Here is a 16255-nt window from a genome sequence, read left to right as displayed (position 1 = left end):
CACCGGGACACCCGTACCCAGTGCCGATGCGCCGTCATGCGGGGGTCACGCGGCTGGGCTCCAGCCCGGCACGATATCGCTGGGACTGGCGTTGTGAGAGAGAAGCGACTAAGTTACCCACGAGTAACTTAACGTAGGGTAGTGTCACGCCCTGAGCTACTCACACGGACGTACGGCCCGCTCGTGCGACCGCCCATACGTGTAACCAGAACAGGAGGTCGACGAAGACCGATGCCGAACATCGTCGTACTCATCAAGCAGGTTCCCGACACCTGGTCCGAGCGCAAGCTGACCGACGGTGACTACACCCTCGATCGCGAAGCCGCCGACGCCGTCCTCGACGAGATCAACGAGCGCGCCGTCGAAGAAGCGCTGCTGATCAAGGAGGCGCAGGGCGGCGAGGTCACCGTGCTGGCCGCCGGTCCGGACCGGGCCACCGAGGCCATCCGCAAGGCGCTGTCCATGGGCGCCGACAAGGCCATCCACATCAACGACCCGGCGATCCACGGCTCCGACGCCGTGCAGACCGCCTGGGTGCTGGCGAGCGCGCTCGGCCAGGTCGAGGGCGTGGAGCTGGTCATCGCGGGCAACGAGGCGACCGACGGTCGCGCCGGTGCGGTGCCCGCCATCATCGCCGAGTACCTCGGCCTGCCGCAGCTGACCCACCTGCGCAAGCTCACCGTCGACGGTGACAAGGTCACCGGCGAGCGCGAGACCGACGATGGCGTCTTCAAGCTGGAGGCCACCCTCCCGGCCATCGTCAGCGTGACCGAGAAGATCAACGAACCCCGCTTCCCCTCCTTCAAGGGCATCATGGCCGCGAAGAAGAAGGAAGTGCAGACCTTCACGCTGGCCGATCTGGGCGTCGACCCGTCGACCGTCGGTGTCGCGAACGCGGGCACCACCGTCACCGGCGCCACCCCGAAGCCGCCGCGCACCGCGGGCGAGAAGATCGCAGACGAAGGCGACGGCGGCACCAAGATCGCTCAGTACCTCGTCGGTCAGAAGATCATCTGAGTTCGCCGGTCCGAGACTGCTTAGGAGAGAACACAAATGGCTGAAGTACTTGTGCTCGTTGAGCACGCAGACGGTGCGCTCAAGAAGGTCAGCACCGAGCTCCTGACCGCCGCCCGCAACCTGGGTGAGCCCGCCGCCGTCGTGCTCGGCACCGCGGGCACCGGCGAGAAGCTGGCCGACGCGCTCGCCGCCGCGGGTGCGGAGAAGATCTACATCGCCGAATCCGACGATGTGGAGAACTACCTGCTGACCCCGAAGATCGACGTGCTCGCCGCGCTGACCGAGCAGGTCTCCCCGGCCGCCGTCATCGTCGCCGCCTCGGCCGACGGCAAGGAGGTGTCGGGCCGCCTCGCCGCCCGCATCGGCTCCGGCCTGCTGGTCGACGTCATCGACGTCAAGTCCGACGGCACCGCCGTGCACTCCATCTTCGGTGGCGCGTTCACCGTCGACGCCAAGGCCACCGGCGACGTGCCGGTGATCTCGGTGCGCCCGGGTGCCATCGAGGCGTCCGCGCAGGCCGGTGCGGGCGAGAAGGTCACCGTCGAGGTGCCCGCGCAGGAAGAAGGCGTGGTCAAGGTGACCGCGCGCGAGCCGATCGTCGCCGGTGACCGTCCGGAGCTCACCGAGGCGAACATCGTCGTCTCCGGTGGTCGTGGTGTCGGTTCCGCCGAGAAGTTCTCGGTCGTCGAGGAGCTGGCCGACTCGCTCGGCGCCGCCGTCGGCGCCTCGCGTGCCGCGGTCGACTCCGGCTACTACCCCGGCCAGTTCCAGGTCGGCCAGACCGGCAAGACCGTCTCGCCGCAGCTCTACATCGCCCTCGGCATCTCCGGCGCCATCCAGCACCGGGCAGGCATGCAGACCTCGAAGACCATCGTCGCGGTCAACAAGGACGAAGAAGCCCCGATCTTCGAGATCGCGGACTACGGCATCGTCGGCGACCTCTTCAACGTCGCCCCGCAACTGACCGAAGCGGTCAAGTCGCACAAGGGCTGAGACAACCTCAGCTCGCTCGAACATGGTGGCCCCGACTGAAATTCAGTCGGGGCCACCGTTCGTTGCGGGGTGATCTGGTGACGGAGAGCAGTGCACCACACAGAGTCGGCTGCTCCAGTCCGACCATCTGGCATGGTCGCTGAAGCGCGACCGCTTCCTCAAGCTGGTGAGCCCGAAGCGCTTCACCCCGGCGGTACTCGGCGTACTGCTCATACCCGAGGATCCTGAGCAGCTGCTCGACCTCTCCGAAGCGGGCTTGACCACTTCGAGTCGCATGTACTGGGAGCATGCGAAGAAGCTCGGCGGGATCGAGGATGGTAAGGCGAGCAAAACGGTCCACCTGCCCCGCAGCAATCTGTTCGACGTGGGCGGTCTTCAGGGCATCATGCAGGTAATCGGCGAAGGAGGTCAGTGGTGAGGCAGATCCCGCTCGATGCTCTCCAAGAGATCGCGTCCTCGTTGTCGCCTCCGGCCGTGTCCCAATATCTTGCGAGCCACAATTGGCAGCTGGAAGCTCGTGACCACAATGTCAAGGAGATCTGGCGGTTGCCAGGCGAAGACGGTCTCCTCGGTCGGGTGATGCTGCCGCTGGCTACCGATTACGTCGACTTTCCGGTGCGGTTTCGGGACACTCTCCAAGCTCTTGCCGCCATCTACGATTGGGACCCCGCGCACCTGGCGGAACGTATCGCCGCAGCGCGTGCTGATCTCTTCTTCGTGCGGCTCGACCAGGAAATGACCGATGGGACGATCCCTTTTCGGCAGGCAGAAACGACGCTGGAAGCACTACTCACGATGATGCGGGCCGCTGCGACAACCGCTGACGATCCGACTCATTCGCACCGTGGGAGGAGGTCGGCCACGGTCACCGAATTCCTGGAAGAGGATGTCCGTCTCGGACATACGAAACCCGGCAGCTTCGTATTCACCGTCGTAACCCGGCTCGGTGATGTCTTGCCACCACACGAAGACGGGTCGCCGACCGTACCTTTCCCGCGCAAGGTGATGACAACGTTGGCTACGGGTCTGCAGTCGACCAAGCAGCTGGCGCTCGATTGGGACGAGAGCGCGCTCGACCGGTCCGGGCAGCTGGGGCTCAGCGCCGGTCTGGTGGAGTCGGTGCTGGAGTTGACTCAGCCGGAAACGCTACGCGCACTTGACCTGTCGTTCGATTGGGCGGCCGCCGAGCCGCCGCCCGAGGTCAGCACGTCGCGAATCATCGTCGATCGCAATGCAATGGCCGGCTTGCCTCGGGTACGGGAACGGTTGGTCCGACGCGAGGAGCCGCCGCGCTACACGACGCTGCTCGGTACTGTGCGCACGCTCAATCGCGACGACCTTGGTGACGAGGACCAGGAAGCCACCAGCATTGTGCTGTCGACACATGTGGAGGGCCGCCCACGAAAGGTCCATGTGCCACTGGCAGGCCAGGAATACGCATGGGCGATTCGTGCGCACCAGAGCAGGCAACCGATCGTCGTGTCGGGTGATTTGATCTTCGAGCGTGGTGTCTGGCGGCTTACCGGAGACATCAGCGTTGACCCGAGTTTCATAGACCGCCAGCCCTGACACTCTTCTGCGCGGACGCCTGCGGCCGGTGGTTCAGGTTCGGTGTAGGGCGGCGAGCAGGGTGGTGAGGATGGGGGAGCGGCGGGCGTCGCTGCGCAGGACTGCGGAGACGGGGATGCGGAGTTTGTGTTCGGCGAGTTTCAAGACGACGAGGCCCTCGGTGGGGCTTTCGGCGTAGAGGACGGTCCAGGCGTCGGGGCGGTTGATCAGTTCCATGGTCGCGGTGTGATCGGGTGGGATCGGTGGGCCGAAGGTGGGGCCGGTGGGGAGTTCGGCGAAGGCGGAACGAATCACGGTGTGTAGCAACACTTGTTCCTGCTCCGGCGGCAGCAGCAGCGGATACCTGCTGAGGTCGGACAGGGTGACGGTTTCTCTGGTGGCGAGCGGGTGGGCGCTCGAGGTGGCGATGACCAGATCCTCCACCCACAGCTGCTCGACCTCGAGACCGGGCTGATCGACGCTGCCGCGGATCAGCGCGAGATCGCAGTCGCCGTCGGCCACCGCGGTGATCCGCTGCCGGAACGGCTTGATCACGAACTCGATCTCCGCCTCGGGGTGGGTGGCGCGGGCGCCCGCGATCGCCGACAGCGACCGTGTTGCGAAGGACATGTTCGCGGCGAGCCGGATCCGCGGCCCGACGGTGCGTACCGCGGCCCGGATGGCCGACTCGAGGCTCAGCATCTGTTTCGCAAGGGGAAGTAGCCGTGCGGTGGCGTCGGTGGGTACGACTGATCTTGTCGAGCGCTCGAACAACGAGACGCCTAGATCGCGCTCGAGCCGGGAGATTTGATGACTGATCGCCGACTGTGAGATAAAGCACCGTGCGGCGGCACCGCTGAAGCTGAGCTCCTCGCAGACGGCGACGAAGTAGGTGAGCTGCCGAAGTTCCACAGCGCCTCCGATTAATGACGGATCGAGATAAGAGTCATCTGCATTATGCGCCCTAACACCTGAAATATCTCGCTTCCCGATGACGGTTGGTAATGAGAGAAGGAGGCTGTCATGCAGTACGTGGATGCGGGAATCGAAACCGCGGGTGTCGTCATCGTCGGATCGGGGTTCGGCGGACTCTCCGCCGCCAAGCAACTTGCCAAGTCGGGTATCGATTACGTGCTGATCTCCAGCACGCCGGAGCACCTGTTCCAACCGTTGTTGTACCAGGTAGCGACCGGTGTGCTGGCATCGGAGGAGATCGCGCCGCCGATCGCCTCCATTCTGCGCCGGCACCGCGAGGCCGATGTGCGACTCGGCAAGGTTGTGGCCATCGATCCCGACAAGGCGATCGTCACTTATGAGCACGACGGCGAGCAGCGCCGCATCCGGTACGGCTCACTGATCGCCGCCACCGGCGCCAGCCAGTCCTACTTCGGCCGTGACGATTTCGCCGAGAAGACCTTCTCGCTCAAGACCATCGACGATGCGAAACTGCTTCGCGCGCAGATCCAACGGGTCTTCGCCGAGGCCGCGGGCGCCGACGAGGAGACCAGGCGCAGGCTGCTGAGCTTCGTGGTCGTCGGGGCGGGCGCGACCGGCGTCGAGGTGGCCGGTCAGCTGAAGGAACTGGCGAAAAGGTACTACCACCAAGAAGTTTCGGTCACCCTGGTCGAGGGTGCCGGTGAGGTGCTGCCCCCGTTCGGCGGCGGGCTGTCGGAGTACGCGAAGAAGTCGTTGACCCGCACCGGCGTCGACGTGCTGCTCGGCACCTTCGTCACCGACATCGAGCACGGCAAGGTCACCGTCAAGGACAAGAGCGGCGTCGAGCGCGGCATCGCGGCTGAGACCATCGTCTGGTCGGCGGGCGTGCAGGTGGGCGGGTTCGCCAAGGTGCTTGCCGAGGCCACCGGCGTCGAGACCGACCGGGCCGGACGGCTGTTGATCAATCCGGACCTGACCGTCGGCGGCTACGCCGACATCTACGCGATCGGCGATATGACCTCGCTGAACGGCTACCCGGGCCAGTCGCCGGTGGCCATGCAGGAGGGCAGGCACGCCGCCGACATCATTCGCCGAAAGAAGCAGGCGGGCACCGCGTTCAAGTACTGGGACAAGGGCAGCATGGCGGTGATCAGCCGGTTCAGCGCGGTGACCAAGCTGAACGACAAGATCACCTTCCGTGGCCTGATCGCCTGGGTCATGTGGCTCGCGGTGCACCTGTTCTACCTGGTCGGGTTCCGTAACCGCTTCGCCGCGGTGGCGTCCTGGCTGGTCGCCTTCATCGGCACCGGGCGGCCCGGGTTCGCCGAGGTGGACAAGGTCGCAAAGCCTTCGCCGGTGTCCGAACGCACGGCCGCTTAACGCCCGTTCGTCCGCTGAAAGCCGCGTCGCGTAACCTCGTGACGCGGCTTTCGCGCTGTCGCATGGGCTCGAAAGACGTTCGCCGAGAAGGTTGATCAGCCGAAGAACGCGGTTTCGGCGCGACCGCGCGAACAGGTCGCGACGGTCTGATGAACGCTCGGTGTGACTGCTATCTCGTTCACCGAGTCGGCATCATCGAGACACTTCGAGGTTGCTCCAGCGCAGTCTCGGGCTGGCTTCATCAGCAATATGACTATTACGTCCGTGTTGACAGCCCCGGCGCGCTCGACGGACTCCGGGGTGGAACGGTCACGGTACTCGCTGGTCGTCTCGTCCGACGCAGAGCACCGCGCGGCGGCGCAACGACTGCGCTACGGCGTGTTCGCCGGCGAGCCCGGATTCCACATCCCCGACAACGGCACCGGCCTCGATGCCGACCGATTCGACGACCACTGCGACCACCTGCTGGTCCGCGACGACCTGACCGAAGACTTCGTCGGCTGCTACCGCATGCTGCCGCCGGACAAGGTCGCCGCGGCGGGCGGCTACTACACGGCCACGGAATTCGATCTGACCCAGCTGGATCCGGCGGGCCGCCGGATCGTCGAGATGGGCCGCGCCTGCGTGGTGCCCGATCATCGCAACGGTTCGGTGCTGACGCTGATGTGGGCGGGCATCCTGCACTACATCCAGCTCACCGGCTACGACTGGGTGATGGGCTGTGTCTCGGTGCCGATGCAGGACAGCCCGGCCGACGAACCCGGCGTGAACGTGCGCGGCGTGCGCGACATGCTGCTCGGCAGGCACGCCTCGGATCCCGAACAGCGGGTGCACCCGCTGCGCCCGGTGGTGGTCGACGGCAAGACCCTCGACGACATGACCCCGCCCGCGCGCCCCAAGCTGCCCCCGCTGCTGCGCGGTTACCTGCGCCTGGGCGCCGAGATCTGCGGCGAACCCGCGCACGATCCGGACTTCGGGGTCGCCGACTTCGTCGCCATCCTCGGCCTGGACACCATCAACACCCGCTACCTGAACCGATTACAAGACGCCGCAGCGACCTTCGACGGGGGACGGTGAGGACCGTGGTCTTCGACGCGCCGCCCGCACGGGCCACCGCACACGCGTGGATGCCGTCGAGCCCGTGTGGGGCCGGCTGCATCGAGTCGATCGACGAGGTCGGCACCGGCCGGATGCTCGGCAGGCTGCTCGGCGTCGCCGGGCTGCTGATCAGCTTTCCGATGGTGAATCTGGTGACGCCGCCGAGTAAGCGGGAGAGTGTGCAGCGCGGCTACGCGCGCACGTTGTTGAGTTGTCTAGGAATGGAATTGCGGATCGTCGATCGCCGGATCGACCAGAACACGCGCGGTGCTGTCGGTGAGGGCGGCACCGCGCGCGCCGTTTACGGGGCGCCCGGAGACGGTGTGATGGTCGTCGTCGGGCACATCGGCTGGACCGATATCGTCGCGCTCGCCGCGGTGCAGCCGCTCGGCTTCGTCGCCCGCGCGGACATGGTCGACTGGCCGGTGCTCGGCAAGCTGGCGACGCTGATGCGGGTCATCCCGATCGAGCGGGAGAAGTTGCGCGCGCTACCCGGCGTGGTGGCGCAGGTGGGTGCCAGGCTGTCGGCGGGCGATCGGATCGCGGTGTTCCCGGAGGGCACCACGTGGTGTGGCCGCGCCTACGGCAGCATGCGACCCGCGCTGTTCCAAGCGGCGATCGACACCGCGACGCCGGTGCAGCCGGTGCGGTTGCGTTACTTGGATCGGCACGGGGCTCAGTGCACAGTGCCGGGGTTCGTCGGGGAGGACTCGTTCGGCTCGTCCGCTCGCCGGGTGCTCCGCTCGCGCGGCATGGTCGCGGAGATCGTGCTGGAAGAGGTACAGCAGCCGGGCACCGATCGCCGGGATCTCGCGCGTCGCTGTGCGGACGCGGTGCGTGGCACCGAACTGTCGCGGCACGGCGTGCGCGATGCCACGGTGTGGATCGAGGCAGGCCGGACGCGGGTGCAGGATCCGACGGTGACCGCGGACGCACCGGAAGTTCGCAGACCGTCTCGGCGTCTGCGGCCCGTGCTGCGTGGTCGCGGTCGCAAGGTCGATGCCATCGGCGGGTAGCAGCGCCTGACCTTCTAGACGCGAGCAGCCGCAGGCCAGTGGTCTGCGGCTGCTCTGTCGTTCGATGACTAGCTGGCCCATTGCAGCGCGAGCGTGGCCGCCGCCGGGACCAGGTACAACACCGGGAATACTGCAGTTTGGTACGAGCGTGCCCGAATGGCGGTAGCCGAAGCGCCGACGAAGTACAGGATCAGGCCCACCGCCGCCGCGACGCCGATGGCGGGTACGAAGAAGCCGACGATCAAACCCGACGCTCCAGCCGATTTGGCCAGTGCCAGCCAGTTCCACCACGACCGTGGCACCCCGTACTGCTCGAGCGGTTCGACCACGAACTGCTGCTGGGAGAACAGCGAGTACCCGGAGAACCCGATCCACAAGGCAGCCAGCACACCGACGATGTAGTAGGCGACGTTCATTGGAATTCCTTTCCGCATCAGGCTTTCTGCCCGTTCGCCTGATGGACGACGCAGCAGGTGCGGGTGTGACATCCCCTGCGGGCAACGCATACGGGAGTGACGCTGATCATGCGGCGCGGCAGTGGTCGGCGGACGAGCTGGTTGCTTACCTCGACGTGCGTATTCGACCGAAAAGTGCGTACTTGCTGGCTGTTCGGGCGCCGCCGAGGCTTGTACCGCGCAGGGACGAACGAGGAAAGGCAGCCACGATGACCGATGGCACACGAGTACCGGTGACCGTTCTGGGATTGGGATCCATGGGGCGGGCACTGGCCGAAGCGTTTCTGGCGGCCGGGCATCCGACCACGGTGTGGAACCGGAGCCCGGACAAAGCAGCACCTTTGGTTGCTGCGGGCGCGATCCACCGGCCCGCGATCGAGGACGCGGTGCGCGAAAGTCCGCTCGTCATCTCCTGCTTGACCACATTCACCGCCACACAGGCGGCCTTGGCATCGGCGGGCGCGGCGTTGTCCGGGCGGACAGTGGTGACGTTGAACAGCGGAACCCCGACGGCGGCAAGAGAATTCGCCAAGTGGATCACTGGGCACGGCGCCCGCTACCTCGCCGGCGCGATCAAGAACGTGCCTGCGGCCGTTGGAAAGCCGGACACCCTGCTCTACTACGGCGGGGATCGGACCACCTTCGACGAGCACCTGGAGACCCTGCGCGTCCTCGGCGGTGACACGGTCCACCTCGGTCCGGAACCCGACCTCGCCGCACTGTACGAGTCGGCGGTCGGAGCCACGCTGCTCCCCGCCCTGCTCGGCTTCTTCGAGGGCGCCGCCGTGCTGACCGCGCGCGGCATGACCGCCGGGTCGATGGTGCCCTACGCGACCAAATGGTTGCAGATGATCGAGTCGCTGCTGCCGATCTTGGCCGACGAGATCGACACCGGCGACTACACGAAGCTCGGGTCGTCGGTCGGTCTGTTCCACGAGGCCATCGGGAATGAAGCCGAACTCGGTGCGGAAACCGGGGTCGACATGTCCTGGCACGCACCGATGGACGACCTGTTGCGGCGCGCGGTCGCGGCGGGGCATCGGGAGCACAGCATCACGGCGCTGATCGAGGTACTCCGGAAGTCGACGCCCGCGTAACGGCACGCGCCGGGGACCTGCTGCCCGGCGACGAACACTGCGCGACGACCCGCACAGCCGAATTCCCTGCACAGCCGAATTCATCCGGGCCGTTGCAATGCCCCCGGTGGTGACCTACCCGCCACACTGATCCGACCGATACCCCGCTGCGGGAATACCGCGCTGCGCTCAGCGAGTTACGACTCGTAAGCGAAGTTCTGGAAAATTCGCAGAAACCGGGGGGCTACCCCAAAGAAGCGCAGGTCAACGGTGGGATAGGCTTTATCGGTCATGAAGGCGGCTTTTGCGGGTCCGGTCCACGGTGCGGCGGCCCATACGGTCTACCTCGATCATGCGGCTACCACCCCGATGTTCCCGGCCGCCATCGAGGCGATGACGGCTGCGCTTGGCATCGTGGGGAACGCGTCGTCGCTGCACGGGTCGGGTCGCGCCGCCCGGCGGACGCTGGAGGAGGCGCGCGAGTCGATCGCCGCCGATCTGGGCGCCCGGCCCTCGGAGGTCATCTTCACCTCCGGCGGGACCGAGAGCGACAACCTGGCGATCAAGGGCATCTACTGGGCGCGCCGCGACGCCGAGCCGCGCCGGACCAGGATCATCGCCAGCTCGGTCGAGCATCACGCGGTGATCGACGCGGTCGAGTGGCTGGAGCGGCACGAGGGTGCCAGGGTGACCTGGTTGCCGGTGGACGCCGAGGGCACCGTCTCGTCGCGCACGCTGCGCTCCGCGCTGTCGGCGAACCCCGACGATGTCGCGCTGGTGACCGTCATGTGGGCCAACAACGAGGTCGGCACCGTCCAGCCGATCGGTGAACTGGCCGCCGTGGCACAGGAATTCGGTGTGCCGATGCACAGCGACGCCGTCCAGGCCGCGGCGCAGCTGCCGATCGACTTCGCCGCGAGTGGGTTGTCCGCGGCCAGTTTCGCCGGGCACAAGGTCGGCGGGCCGCACGGGGTCGGTGTGCTGCTACTGGGCAGGCAGGTGCCGTGCGTGCCGCTGCTGCACGGCGGCGGACACGAGCGCGACCTGCGTTCGGGGACCTCGGACACGGCGGCGGCGGTCGGCCTGGCCACCGCGCTGCACCAGACGGTGACCGAATTGCCAACGCGCACCCCCGAATTGACCGCGTTACGGGACGCGCTGATCGACGGCGTGCTGGCCATCGAACCGGACGCCGTGCTCAACGGCGCGCCCGGCGAGCGGCGGCTCCCCGGCAACGTGCACTTCACTTTCCCAGGCTGCGAAGGAGATTCGCTGCTGATGCTGCTGGACGCGGCGGGGATCGAGTGTTCGACCGGGTCGGCCTGCACCGCGGGCGTCGCGTCGCCGAGTCACGTACTGATCGCGATGGGTGTCGAGCAGTGGCAGGCCCGCGGGTCGCTGCGATTTTCGTTGGGGCACACCTCGACTCGCGCCGATGTGGACGCGCTGTTGGGTGTCTTGCCGCAGGTGGTTGATCGGGCCAGGGCCGCGGGTCTGGCCGGTGCGAAGGGAGGTGTTTGATGCGAGTACTTGCCGCGATGAGCGGTGGTGTTGATTCGGCGGTAGCGGCGGCACGTGCTGTCGACGCTGGTCACGAGGTGGTAGGCGTGCATCTGGCGCTGTCCGCGTCGCCGGGCACATTGCGTACCGGGTCGCGTGGCTGCTGCTCGAAGGAGGACGCGGGCGACGCCCGGCGGGCCGCCGATGTGCTCGGTATCCCGTTCTACGTCTGGGATTTCGCCGATCGCTTCAAGGAAGACGTGATCGACGATTTCGTCGCCGCCTACGCGGCCGGTGAGACGCCGAACCCCTGCCTGCGCTGCAACGAGAAGATCAAGTTCTCCGCCCTCGCCGACCGCGCCCTCGCCCTCGGCTTCGACGCCGTGGTCACCGGTCATTACGCGCGGCTCGACGACGGCGTGCTGCGCCGGGCCGTCGACGCCGACAAGGACCAGTCCTACGTGCTCGCCGTGTTGAACGCCGAGCAGCTCTCCCGCGCCATGTTCCCGGTCGGCGACACCCCGAAGCCGCGGATTCGCGAGGAGGCCGCCGAGCGTGGGCTTGCCGTCGCGAACAAGCCGGACAGCCACGACATCTGCTTCATCCCGTCCGGCGACACCCAGGCCTTCCTCGGCGCGAAGATCGGCATCCGGCCGGGTGCGGTGGTCGACGCCGACGGCAGGAAGCTCGCGGATCACGAAGGCGTGCACGGGTTCACGATCGGTCAGCGCAAGGGGCTCGGGCTGCCCGGACCCGCCGCCGACGGTAAGCCGCGCTATGTGACCGGGATCGATCCCGACTCCGGCACCGTCCGGGTCGGCTCGGTCGAAGACTTGCAGGTGTGGACCGTTCTAGCGGAGCGCGCGATCTGGACATCCGGCGCCGCGCCGGACGGGCCGATCGAGTGTGTCGCGCAGGTGCGGGCGCACGGCGGCACCGCTCCCGCGGTCGCCGAGGCGGTCGGCGACGGGCTCGCGGTTCGCCTGCGCGAGCCGCTGACCGGTGTCGCGCGCGGCCAGGCGGTCGTGCTGTATCGCCCGGATCCGTTGGGGGACGAGGTGATCGGCAGCGGAACCATCTCCGGTACCGGCGGCGTCGACAGCACCCCGGTGGCCAGCGACGCGGGTTCCGGCACGCGGTGAGTCGCGCCGGGATACCGGTGTGGGAGGGTGAGCCGGACCGATTCGGTCCGGACGCGGTGATCCGGGTCGGATTCCGCCGGCTCGGTGAATCTGCCTGGTGCGCATAGTGGTCAGCGCGCAGCCGGGCAGTTGGTGCGCACGACGATCGACCAACGGAGCGGACTACGGTGAAACAAGACGGCACAGTGGACAAAGATCTCGTCGTCACGGACAACAGCGACCTATTGCGCGGTGGTACCGCGACCGCGGTCGGCTCGTGGCCCGGCACCGATCCGCGGGAGTCCGCCGCGACCATCCTCGGTGAGCTGCCCGATCTGCCGCACCTGGTGGAGCTGCCCGGCCGTGGCGTCGGCGCGGATCTGATCGGCCGGATGTCGGCGCTGCTGGTCGACATGCGATTCGACACCACCACGCGGGGATACCGGCTCGCCGCACGCCCCGGCGCCGTGTCCCGGCGGGCCCGTGATCTGCTCCGCGCGGACCTCGACACGCTCGAAGAAGCCTGGGAGACAGCGGGTTCGGCAGGCACCGGCCGCCCGATCAAGCTGCAGGTGGCCGGTCCGCTGACGCTCGCCGCACAGGTCGAGCTGCCCAGCGGTCATCTCGCGCTCACCGATGCCGGTGCGCTGCGCGACCTTTCGGAGTCCCTCGCCGAGGGGTTACGCAACCACGTCGCCGAAGTACGTAAGCGCCTCGGCGCGGAAGTCGTTCTGCAACTGGACGAACCGTCCCTGTCGGCGGTGCTCGAAGGTTCGCTGAACGCGGTCAGCATGCTCGACAGCGTCCGCGCGCTGCCCGAACCCGAAGCACTCACCGTGCTCGACACCGTGATCGCGAGCCAGTCCGCACCGGTGCTGATCCACAGCTGCGCCGCCCCACCCGCCCTGGCCTTCCTCCGCGGCAGCACCGCAGCAGCCATCGGCTTCGACATCACCACCATCGGCACCCGCGAACTCGACAGCATCGGCGAAATCCTCGACGCAGGCAAACATCTGGTACTAGGCCTCGTCCCCACCACCGCCCCCGCCACCCCACCCACCTGGCGCGACATCGCCGAACCCGGCGTCCGCCTCATCGACCGCCTCGGCTTCCCCCGCACCACCCTCGCCACCCAGGTCCTCGTCGCCCCCGCCTGCGGCCTCGGCAACACCCCCCTCACCTGGGCCCGCAAAGCCCTCACCCTCGCCACCGAGGTGGCCCGCGCCTACGCCGAAGACCCCGAATCCCTCACCTTCGAGAAACCCTCCAGCACCGCCTGACCCCTTTCTTCACCACCTCACCTACTACGCGGCGTTTGGTGCGGCGACGTGCGGGAACAGTGCCGGGAGATGTCGGTCGGCTGCGCTAATGTGCGTTGGGTGAGTGAGAGCGGTGCGGTAGGTAACGAGGCAACTCCGGCGACGGCGGAGCAGCGCGTCGAGTGGCAGCGGCTGGCGGACGAGGTGCGCGAGCATCAGTTCCGCTACTACGTGCGGGACGCACCGATCATCTCCGATGGGGAGTTCGATGCGTTGCTGCGGCGGTTGCAGGCGATGGAGGAGGAGCATCCCGATCTGCTGACGCCGGATTCGCCGACCCAGCTCGTCGGCGGCGGGTTCGCGACCGATTTCACCGCTGTCGATCACCTCGAGCGGATGTTGTCGCTGGACAACGTGTTCGACTTCGACGAGCTGCGCACCTGGGCGAGCCGGGTGGAGGCGGAGACCGGGCCGAACCTGCACTACCTGTGCGAGGTGAAGATCGACGGTGTCGCGCTGAACCTGGTCTACGAGAACGGGCGGCTGGTGCGGGGCGCCACCCGCGGCGACGGCCGCACCGGCGAGGACGTCACCCTCAACGCGCGCACCATCGAGGACATCCCCGGTGAACTGACCCCCACCGACGAGTTTCCGCTCCCGACGCTGCTCGAGGTGCGCGGCGAGGCGTACATGCGGCTCGAGGACTTCGAGACGCTCAACGCGTCGATCGTGGCCGAGGGCAAACCGCCGTACGCCAACCCACGCAACACCGCGGCGGGCTCGCTGCGGCAGAAGGACCCGTCGGTCACCGCGCGCCGCAGGCTGCGGATGATCTGCCACGGTTTCGGCCGCATCGAGGGCTACACCCCGTCCTCGCAGCACGAGGCCTACCGCGCGCTCGCCGCGTGGGGTCTGCCGGTGTCCGAGCACACCAAGCTGGTGCAGGGCATCGACGCCGTCATCGAGCGCGTCGAATACTGGGGTGAGCACCGCCACGATATCGAGCACGAGATCGACGGCCAGGTGATCAAGATCGACGAGATGGCGTTGCAGCGTCGCCTCGGCTCCACCTCACGGGCGCCGCGCTGGGCGATCGCCTACAAGTACCCGCCCGAGGAGGCGACGACCAAACTGCTGAACATCGCGGTGAACGTCGGCCGCACCGGCCGGGTCACCCCGTTCGCGGTGATGGAGCCGGTCTCCGTCGCGGGCTCGACGGTCTCGATGGCCACGCTGCACAACGCCTCGGAGGTCAAACGAAAGGGCGTGCTGATCGGCGACACGGTCACCATCCGCAAGGCGGGCGACGTGATCCCGGAGGTGCTCGGCCCGGTGGTCGACGCCCGCACCGGCGACGAACACGAATTCGTGATGCCGACGCACTGTCCGGAATGCGGCACCGAGTTGGCACCGCAGAAGGAGGGCGACGCCGACATCCGCTGCCCCAACCAGCAGTACTGCCCCGCGCAGCTGCGGGAGCGGGTCTATCACGTCGCGGGCCGCGGTGCCTTCGATATCGAGTCACTCGGCTACGAGGCCGCGAACGATCTGCTGAAGTCGGGCGCGATCACCGACGAGGGTGACCTGTTCGACCTCGACGAGGCGACGCTGCTCACCACCACGCTGTTCGTCAACAAGGACGGCGGGCTGTCGGCGAATGGCAAACGTTTGTTGGAGAACCTGGCGACGGCCAAGAATCGGCCGTTGTGGCGGGTGCTCGTCGCGCTGTCCATCCGGCACGTCGGCCCCACCGCCGCCCGGGTTCTCGCCCGCGAATTCGGCAGCCTCGACCGGATCCAAGACGCCTCCGCCGAGGAATTGGCCGCCGCCGACGGGGTAGGCCCCACCATCGCGGCCGCGGTGGCGGAGTGGTTTACCGTCGACTGGCACCGCGCGATTGTGGACAAGTGGCGCGCCGCGGGCGTGCGGATGGCCGACGAACGCGACGAGTCCATCGAGCGCACGCTCGAAGGTCTGTCGATCGTGGTGACCGGGTCGCTGGAGGGTTTCTCGCGCGACGGTGCCAAAGAGGCGATCTTGATGCGCGGCGGGAAGGCCGCAGGATCGGTGTCGAAGAAGACCGCGTTCGTGGTGATCGGTGATTCGCCGGGGACGAAGGCGGCGAAGGCGGAGGAGCTCGGCGTGCCGATTCTCGACGAAGCAGGCTTTCGCTTGCTGCTGGAATCGGGACCCGAGGCGGTGGCTCCGGCGACGGCGAGCGCGGACGACGACGCGGAAGAGTAAGCGAGCCAACGGGATTCGTTGGTTCAACGGCCCGGCCGTTACTGCGTGCCCGACCTGAGCCGCACGTCAGGTCTGGTATGTCAGTTCGGGGTGACGGAGACGGTGGCGCTTTGCTGGCCGGCGATCTCGAAGCGCCCGCAGCGCCCATTGCTCAGTTCGAGCCGCTGGGTAACGGTCTTCTTCCTGGTGTTCAGGTAGGTGGCCTCGGCGACCACGTCGGCGCCCGCCATCGAGCACACCTTCGCGACCGTCTGCTCGCGGTAACTCGCGCTGCCCGTCTGACACGAGGGCTCGCTGTTGGAGAAAAAGATGCGAGCGGAGCCGTCGGCGCACGTCTCGGCGGCGGCCTGTGGCGCGACGACCACGATCGACCCCAAGGCGATGGCGGCGGCGACGGAGCTTCGGACTGCAATACGACGAACCGTCATACCTATCGTTACCCATCAGTTTCGAACGTTTCCAGCAATAACGGCACACGAACAAGTCGTGGCGCCCAGCATGCTAACCCGTAACCAGCGTCGTTGTCGGGCGATCGGCGGGCGGCACCGGCCGACGCACGCGCTATGCGTATCGGCTATGAATTGTTTCCGTCCTGCTCGGTACCCCGATAAG

15 protein-coding genes are annotated in these 16255 nt (G+C 67.4%); 12 read left to right on the top strand and 3 right to left on the bottom strand.

The genetic code is table 11. The annotated features are described in order from the left end of the window. The first annotated feature begins 231 nt into the window (after window positions 1–231). From ACIHA7_RS35695 to ACIHA7_RS35680, 4 genes are all read left to right on the top strand, one after another. On the top strand, window positions 232–1017 hold the full coding sequence (locus ACIHA7_RS35695; RefSeq protein ID WP_107658547.1) for an electron transfer flavoprotein subunit beta/FixA family protein: 786 nt from the start codon (window positions 232–234) through the stop codon (window positions 1015–1017). Between the two features lie 36 nt (window positions 1018–1053). Then, window positions 1054–2010: an electron transfer flavoprotein subunit alpha/FixB family protein gene (locus tag ACIHA7_RS35690; protein ID WP_397295848.1), complete on the top strand. Its 957-nt coding sequence runs from the start codon at window positions 1054–1056 to the stop codon at window positions 2008–2010. 166 nt (window positions 2011–2176) lie between these two features. Further along, a complete protein-coding gene (locus tag ACIHA7_RS35685) occupies window positions 2177–2428 on the top strand; it encodes a hypothetical protein (protein WP_397295846.1) in 252 nt (83 codons plus the stop codon). Beyond that, window positions 2425–3579: a hypothetical protein gene (locus ACIHA7_RS35680; RefSeq protein WP_397295844.1), complete on the top strand. Its 1155-nt coding sequence runs from the start codon at window positions 2425–2427 to the stop codon at window positions 3577–3579. Before ACIHA7_RS35685 ends, ACIHA7_RS35680 begins: the two co-directional genes overlap by 4 nt. A 33-nt stretch (window positions 3580–3612) precedes the next feature. On the opposite strand, the gene ACIHA7_RS35675 is transcribed toward ACIHA7_RS35680, so the two are convergent. Further along, window positions 3613–4470 carry a LysR family transcriptional regulator gene (locus tag ACIHA7_RS35675; RefSeq protein ID WP_135232609.1) on the bottom strand — a complete coding sequence of 286 codons (858 nt, stop codon included), beginning with the start codon at window positions 4468–4470 and terminating at the stop codon, window positions 3613–3615. Window positions 4471–4581: 111 nt separating this feature from the next. Between ACIHA7_RS35675 and ACIHA7_RS35670 the strand changes: the two genes are divergently transcribed. The 3 genes from ACIHA7_RS35670 (at window position 4582) to ACIHA7_RS35660 (ending at window position 7988) form a co-directional block, all read left to right on the top strand. Beyond that, entirely contained in the window at window positions 4582–5874 is a 1293-nt protein-coding gene (locus ACIHA7_RS35670; protein ID WP_397295842.1) for an NAD(P)/FAD-dependent oxidoreductase, read from the top strand. Between the two features lie 249 nt (window positions 5875–6123). After that, complete coding sequence (locus ACIHA7_RS35665) at window positions 6124–6951, top strand: GNAT family N-acetyltransferase (RefSeq protein ID WP_135232607.1); 828 nt, start codon at window positions 6124–6126, stop codon at window positions 6949–6951. Beyond that, complete coding sequence (locus tag ACIHA7_RS35660) at window positions 6948–7988, top strand: lysophospholipid acyltransferase family protein (RefSeq protein ID WP_397295840.1); 1041 nt, start codon at window positions 6948–6950, stop codon at window positions 7986–7988. Before ACIHA7_RS35665 ends, ACIHA7_RS35660 begins: the two co-directional genes overlap by 4 nt. A gap of 68 nt (window positions 7989–8056) precedes the next feature. Here the strand turns inward: ACIHA7_RS35660 and ACIHA7_RS35655 are convergent, their stop codons facing one another. Then, window positions 8057–8404 carry a DoxX family protein gene (locus tag ACIHA7_RS35655; RefSeq protein WP_397295838.1) on the bottom strand — a complete coding sequence of 116 codons (348 nt, stop codon included), beginning with the start codon at window positions 8402–8404 and terminating at the stop codon, window positions 8057–8059. A 248-nt stretch (window positions 8405–8652) separates the two neighbouring features. Between ACIHA7_RS35655 and ACIHA7_RS35650 the strand changes: the two genes are divergently transcribed. The 5 genes from ACIHA7_RS35650 to ligA all read left to right on the top strand — a co-directional run bounded on the left by ACIHA7_RS35650 (window position 8653) and on the right by ligA (window position 15643). Continuing rightward, window positions 8653–9540 carry an NAD(P)-dependent oxidoreductase gene (locus ACIHA7_RS35650; protein ID WP_397295836.1) on the top strand — a complete coding sequence of 296 codons (888 nt, stop codon included), beginning with the start codon at window positions 8653–8655 and terminating at the stop codon, window positions 9538–9540. A gap of 270 nt (window positions 9541–9810) precedes the next feature. Further along, on the top strand, window positions 9811–11040 hold the full coding sequence (locus ACIHA7_RS35645) for a cysteine desulfurase family protein (RefSeq protein WP_397295834.1): 1230 nt from the start codon (window positions 9811–9813) through the stop codon (window positions 11038–11040). Then, window positions 11040–12161 carry a tRNA 2-thiouridine(34) synthase MnmA gene (gene mnmA, locus ACIHA7_RS35640; protein ID WP_397295833.1) on the top strand — a complete coding sequence of 374 codons (1122 nt, stop codon included), beginning with the start codon at window positions 11040–11042 and terminating at the stop codon, window positions 12159–12161. Before ACIHA7_RS35645 ends, mnmA begins: the two co-directional genes overlap by 1 nt. A 167-nt stretch (window positions 12162–12328) precedes the next feature. Continuing rightward, window positions 12329–13420, top strand: a complete 1092-nt coding sequence (locus ACIHA7_RS35635; protein WP_397295831.1) for a methionine synthase — start codon at window positions 12329–12331, stop codon at window positions 13418–13420. 171 nt (window positions 13421–13591) lie between these two features. After that, window positions 13592–15643: an NAD-dependent DNA ligase LigA gene (ligA, locus tag ACIHA7_RS35630; protein WP_397295966.1), complete on the top strand. Its 2052-nt coding sequence runs from the start codon at window positions 13592–13594 to the stop codon at window positions 15641–15643. Between the two features lie 80 nt (window positions 15644–15723). On the opposite strand, the gene ACIHA7_RS35625 is transcribed toward ligA, so the two are convergent. Further along, entirely contained in the window at window positions 15724–16071 is a 348-nt protein-coding gene (locus ACIHA7_RS35625) for a hypothetical protein (protein ID WP_397295830.1), read from the bottom strand. Between the last annotated feature and the right edge of the window lie 184 nt (window positions 16072–16255).

Origin of the sequence: Nocardia sp. NPDC052316, from assembly GCF_044547795.1 — a bacterium.
Classification (GTDB): Bacteria; Actinomycetota; Actinomycetes; order Mycobacteriales; family Mycobacteriaceae; genus Nocardia.
This window is presented reverse-complemented; position numbering and strand designations above follow the sequence as displayed.

Bases quoted from the DNA above. Each gene is read 5' to 3' on its own strand.
- ACIHA7_RS35650 (WP_397295836.1), top strand. From the start codon at position 8,653: ATGACCGATGGCACACGAGTACCGGTGACCGTTCTGGGATTGGGATCC.
- ACIHA7_RS35655 (WP_397295838.1), bottom strand. From the start codon at position 8,404: ATGAACGTCGCCTACTACATCGTCGGTGTGCTGGCTGCCTTGTGGATC.
- ACIHA7_RS35625 (WP_397295830.1), bottom strand. From the start codon at position 16,071: ATGACGGTTCGTCGTATTGCAGTCCGAAGCTCCGTCGCCGCCGCCATC.
- mnmA (WP_397295833.1), top strand. From the start codon at position 11,040: ATGCGAGTACTTGCCGCGATGAGCGGTGGTGTTGATTCGGCGGTAGCG.
- ACIHA7_RS35665 (WP_135232607.1), top strand. From the start codon at position 6,124: ATGACTATTACGTCCGTGTTGACAGCCCCGGCGCGCTCGACGGACTCC.
- ACIHA7_RS35690 (WP_397295848.1), top strand. From the start codon at position 1,054: ATGGCTGAAGTACTTGTGCTCGTTGAGCACGCAGACGGTGCGCTCAAG.
- ACIHA7_RS35645 (WP_397295834.1), top strand. From the start codon at position 9,811: ATGAAGGCGGCTTTTGCGGGTCCGGTCCACGGTGCGGCGGCCCATACG.
- ACIHA7_RS35695 (WP_107658547.1), top strand. From the start codon at position 232: ATGCCGAACATCGTCGTACTCATCAAGCAGGTTCCCGACACCTGGTCC.
- ACIHA7_RS35670 (WP_397295842.1), top strand. From the start codon at position 4,582: ATGCAGTACGTGGATGCGGGAATCGAAACCGCGGGTGTCGTCATCGTC.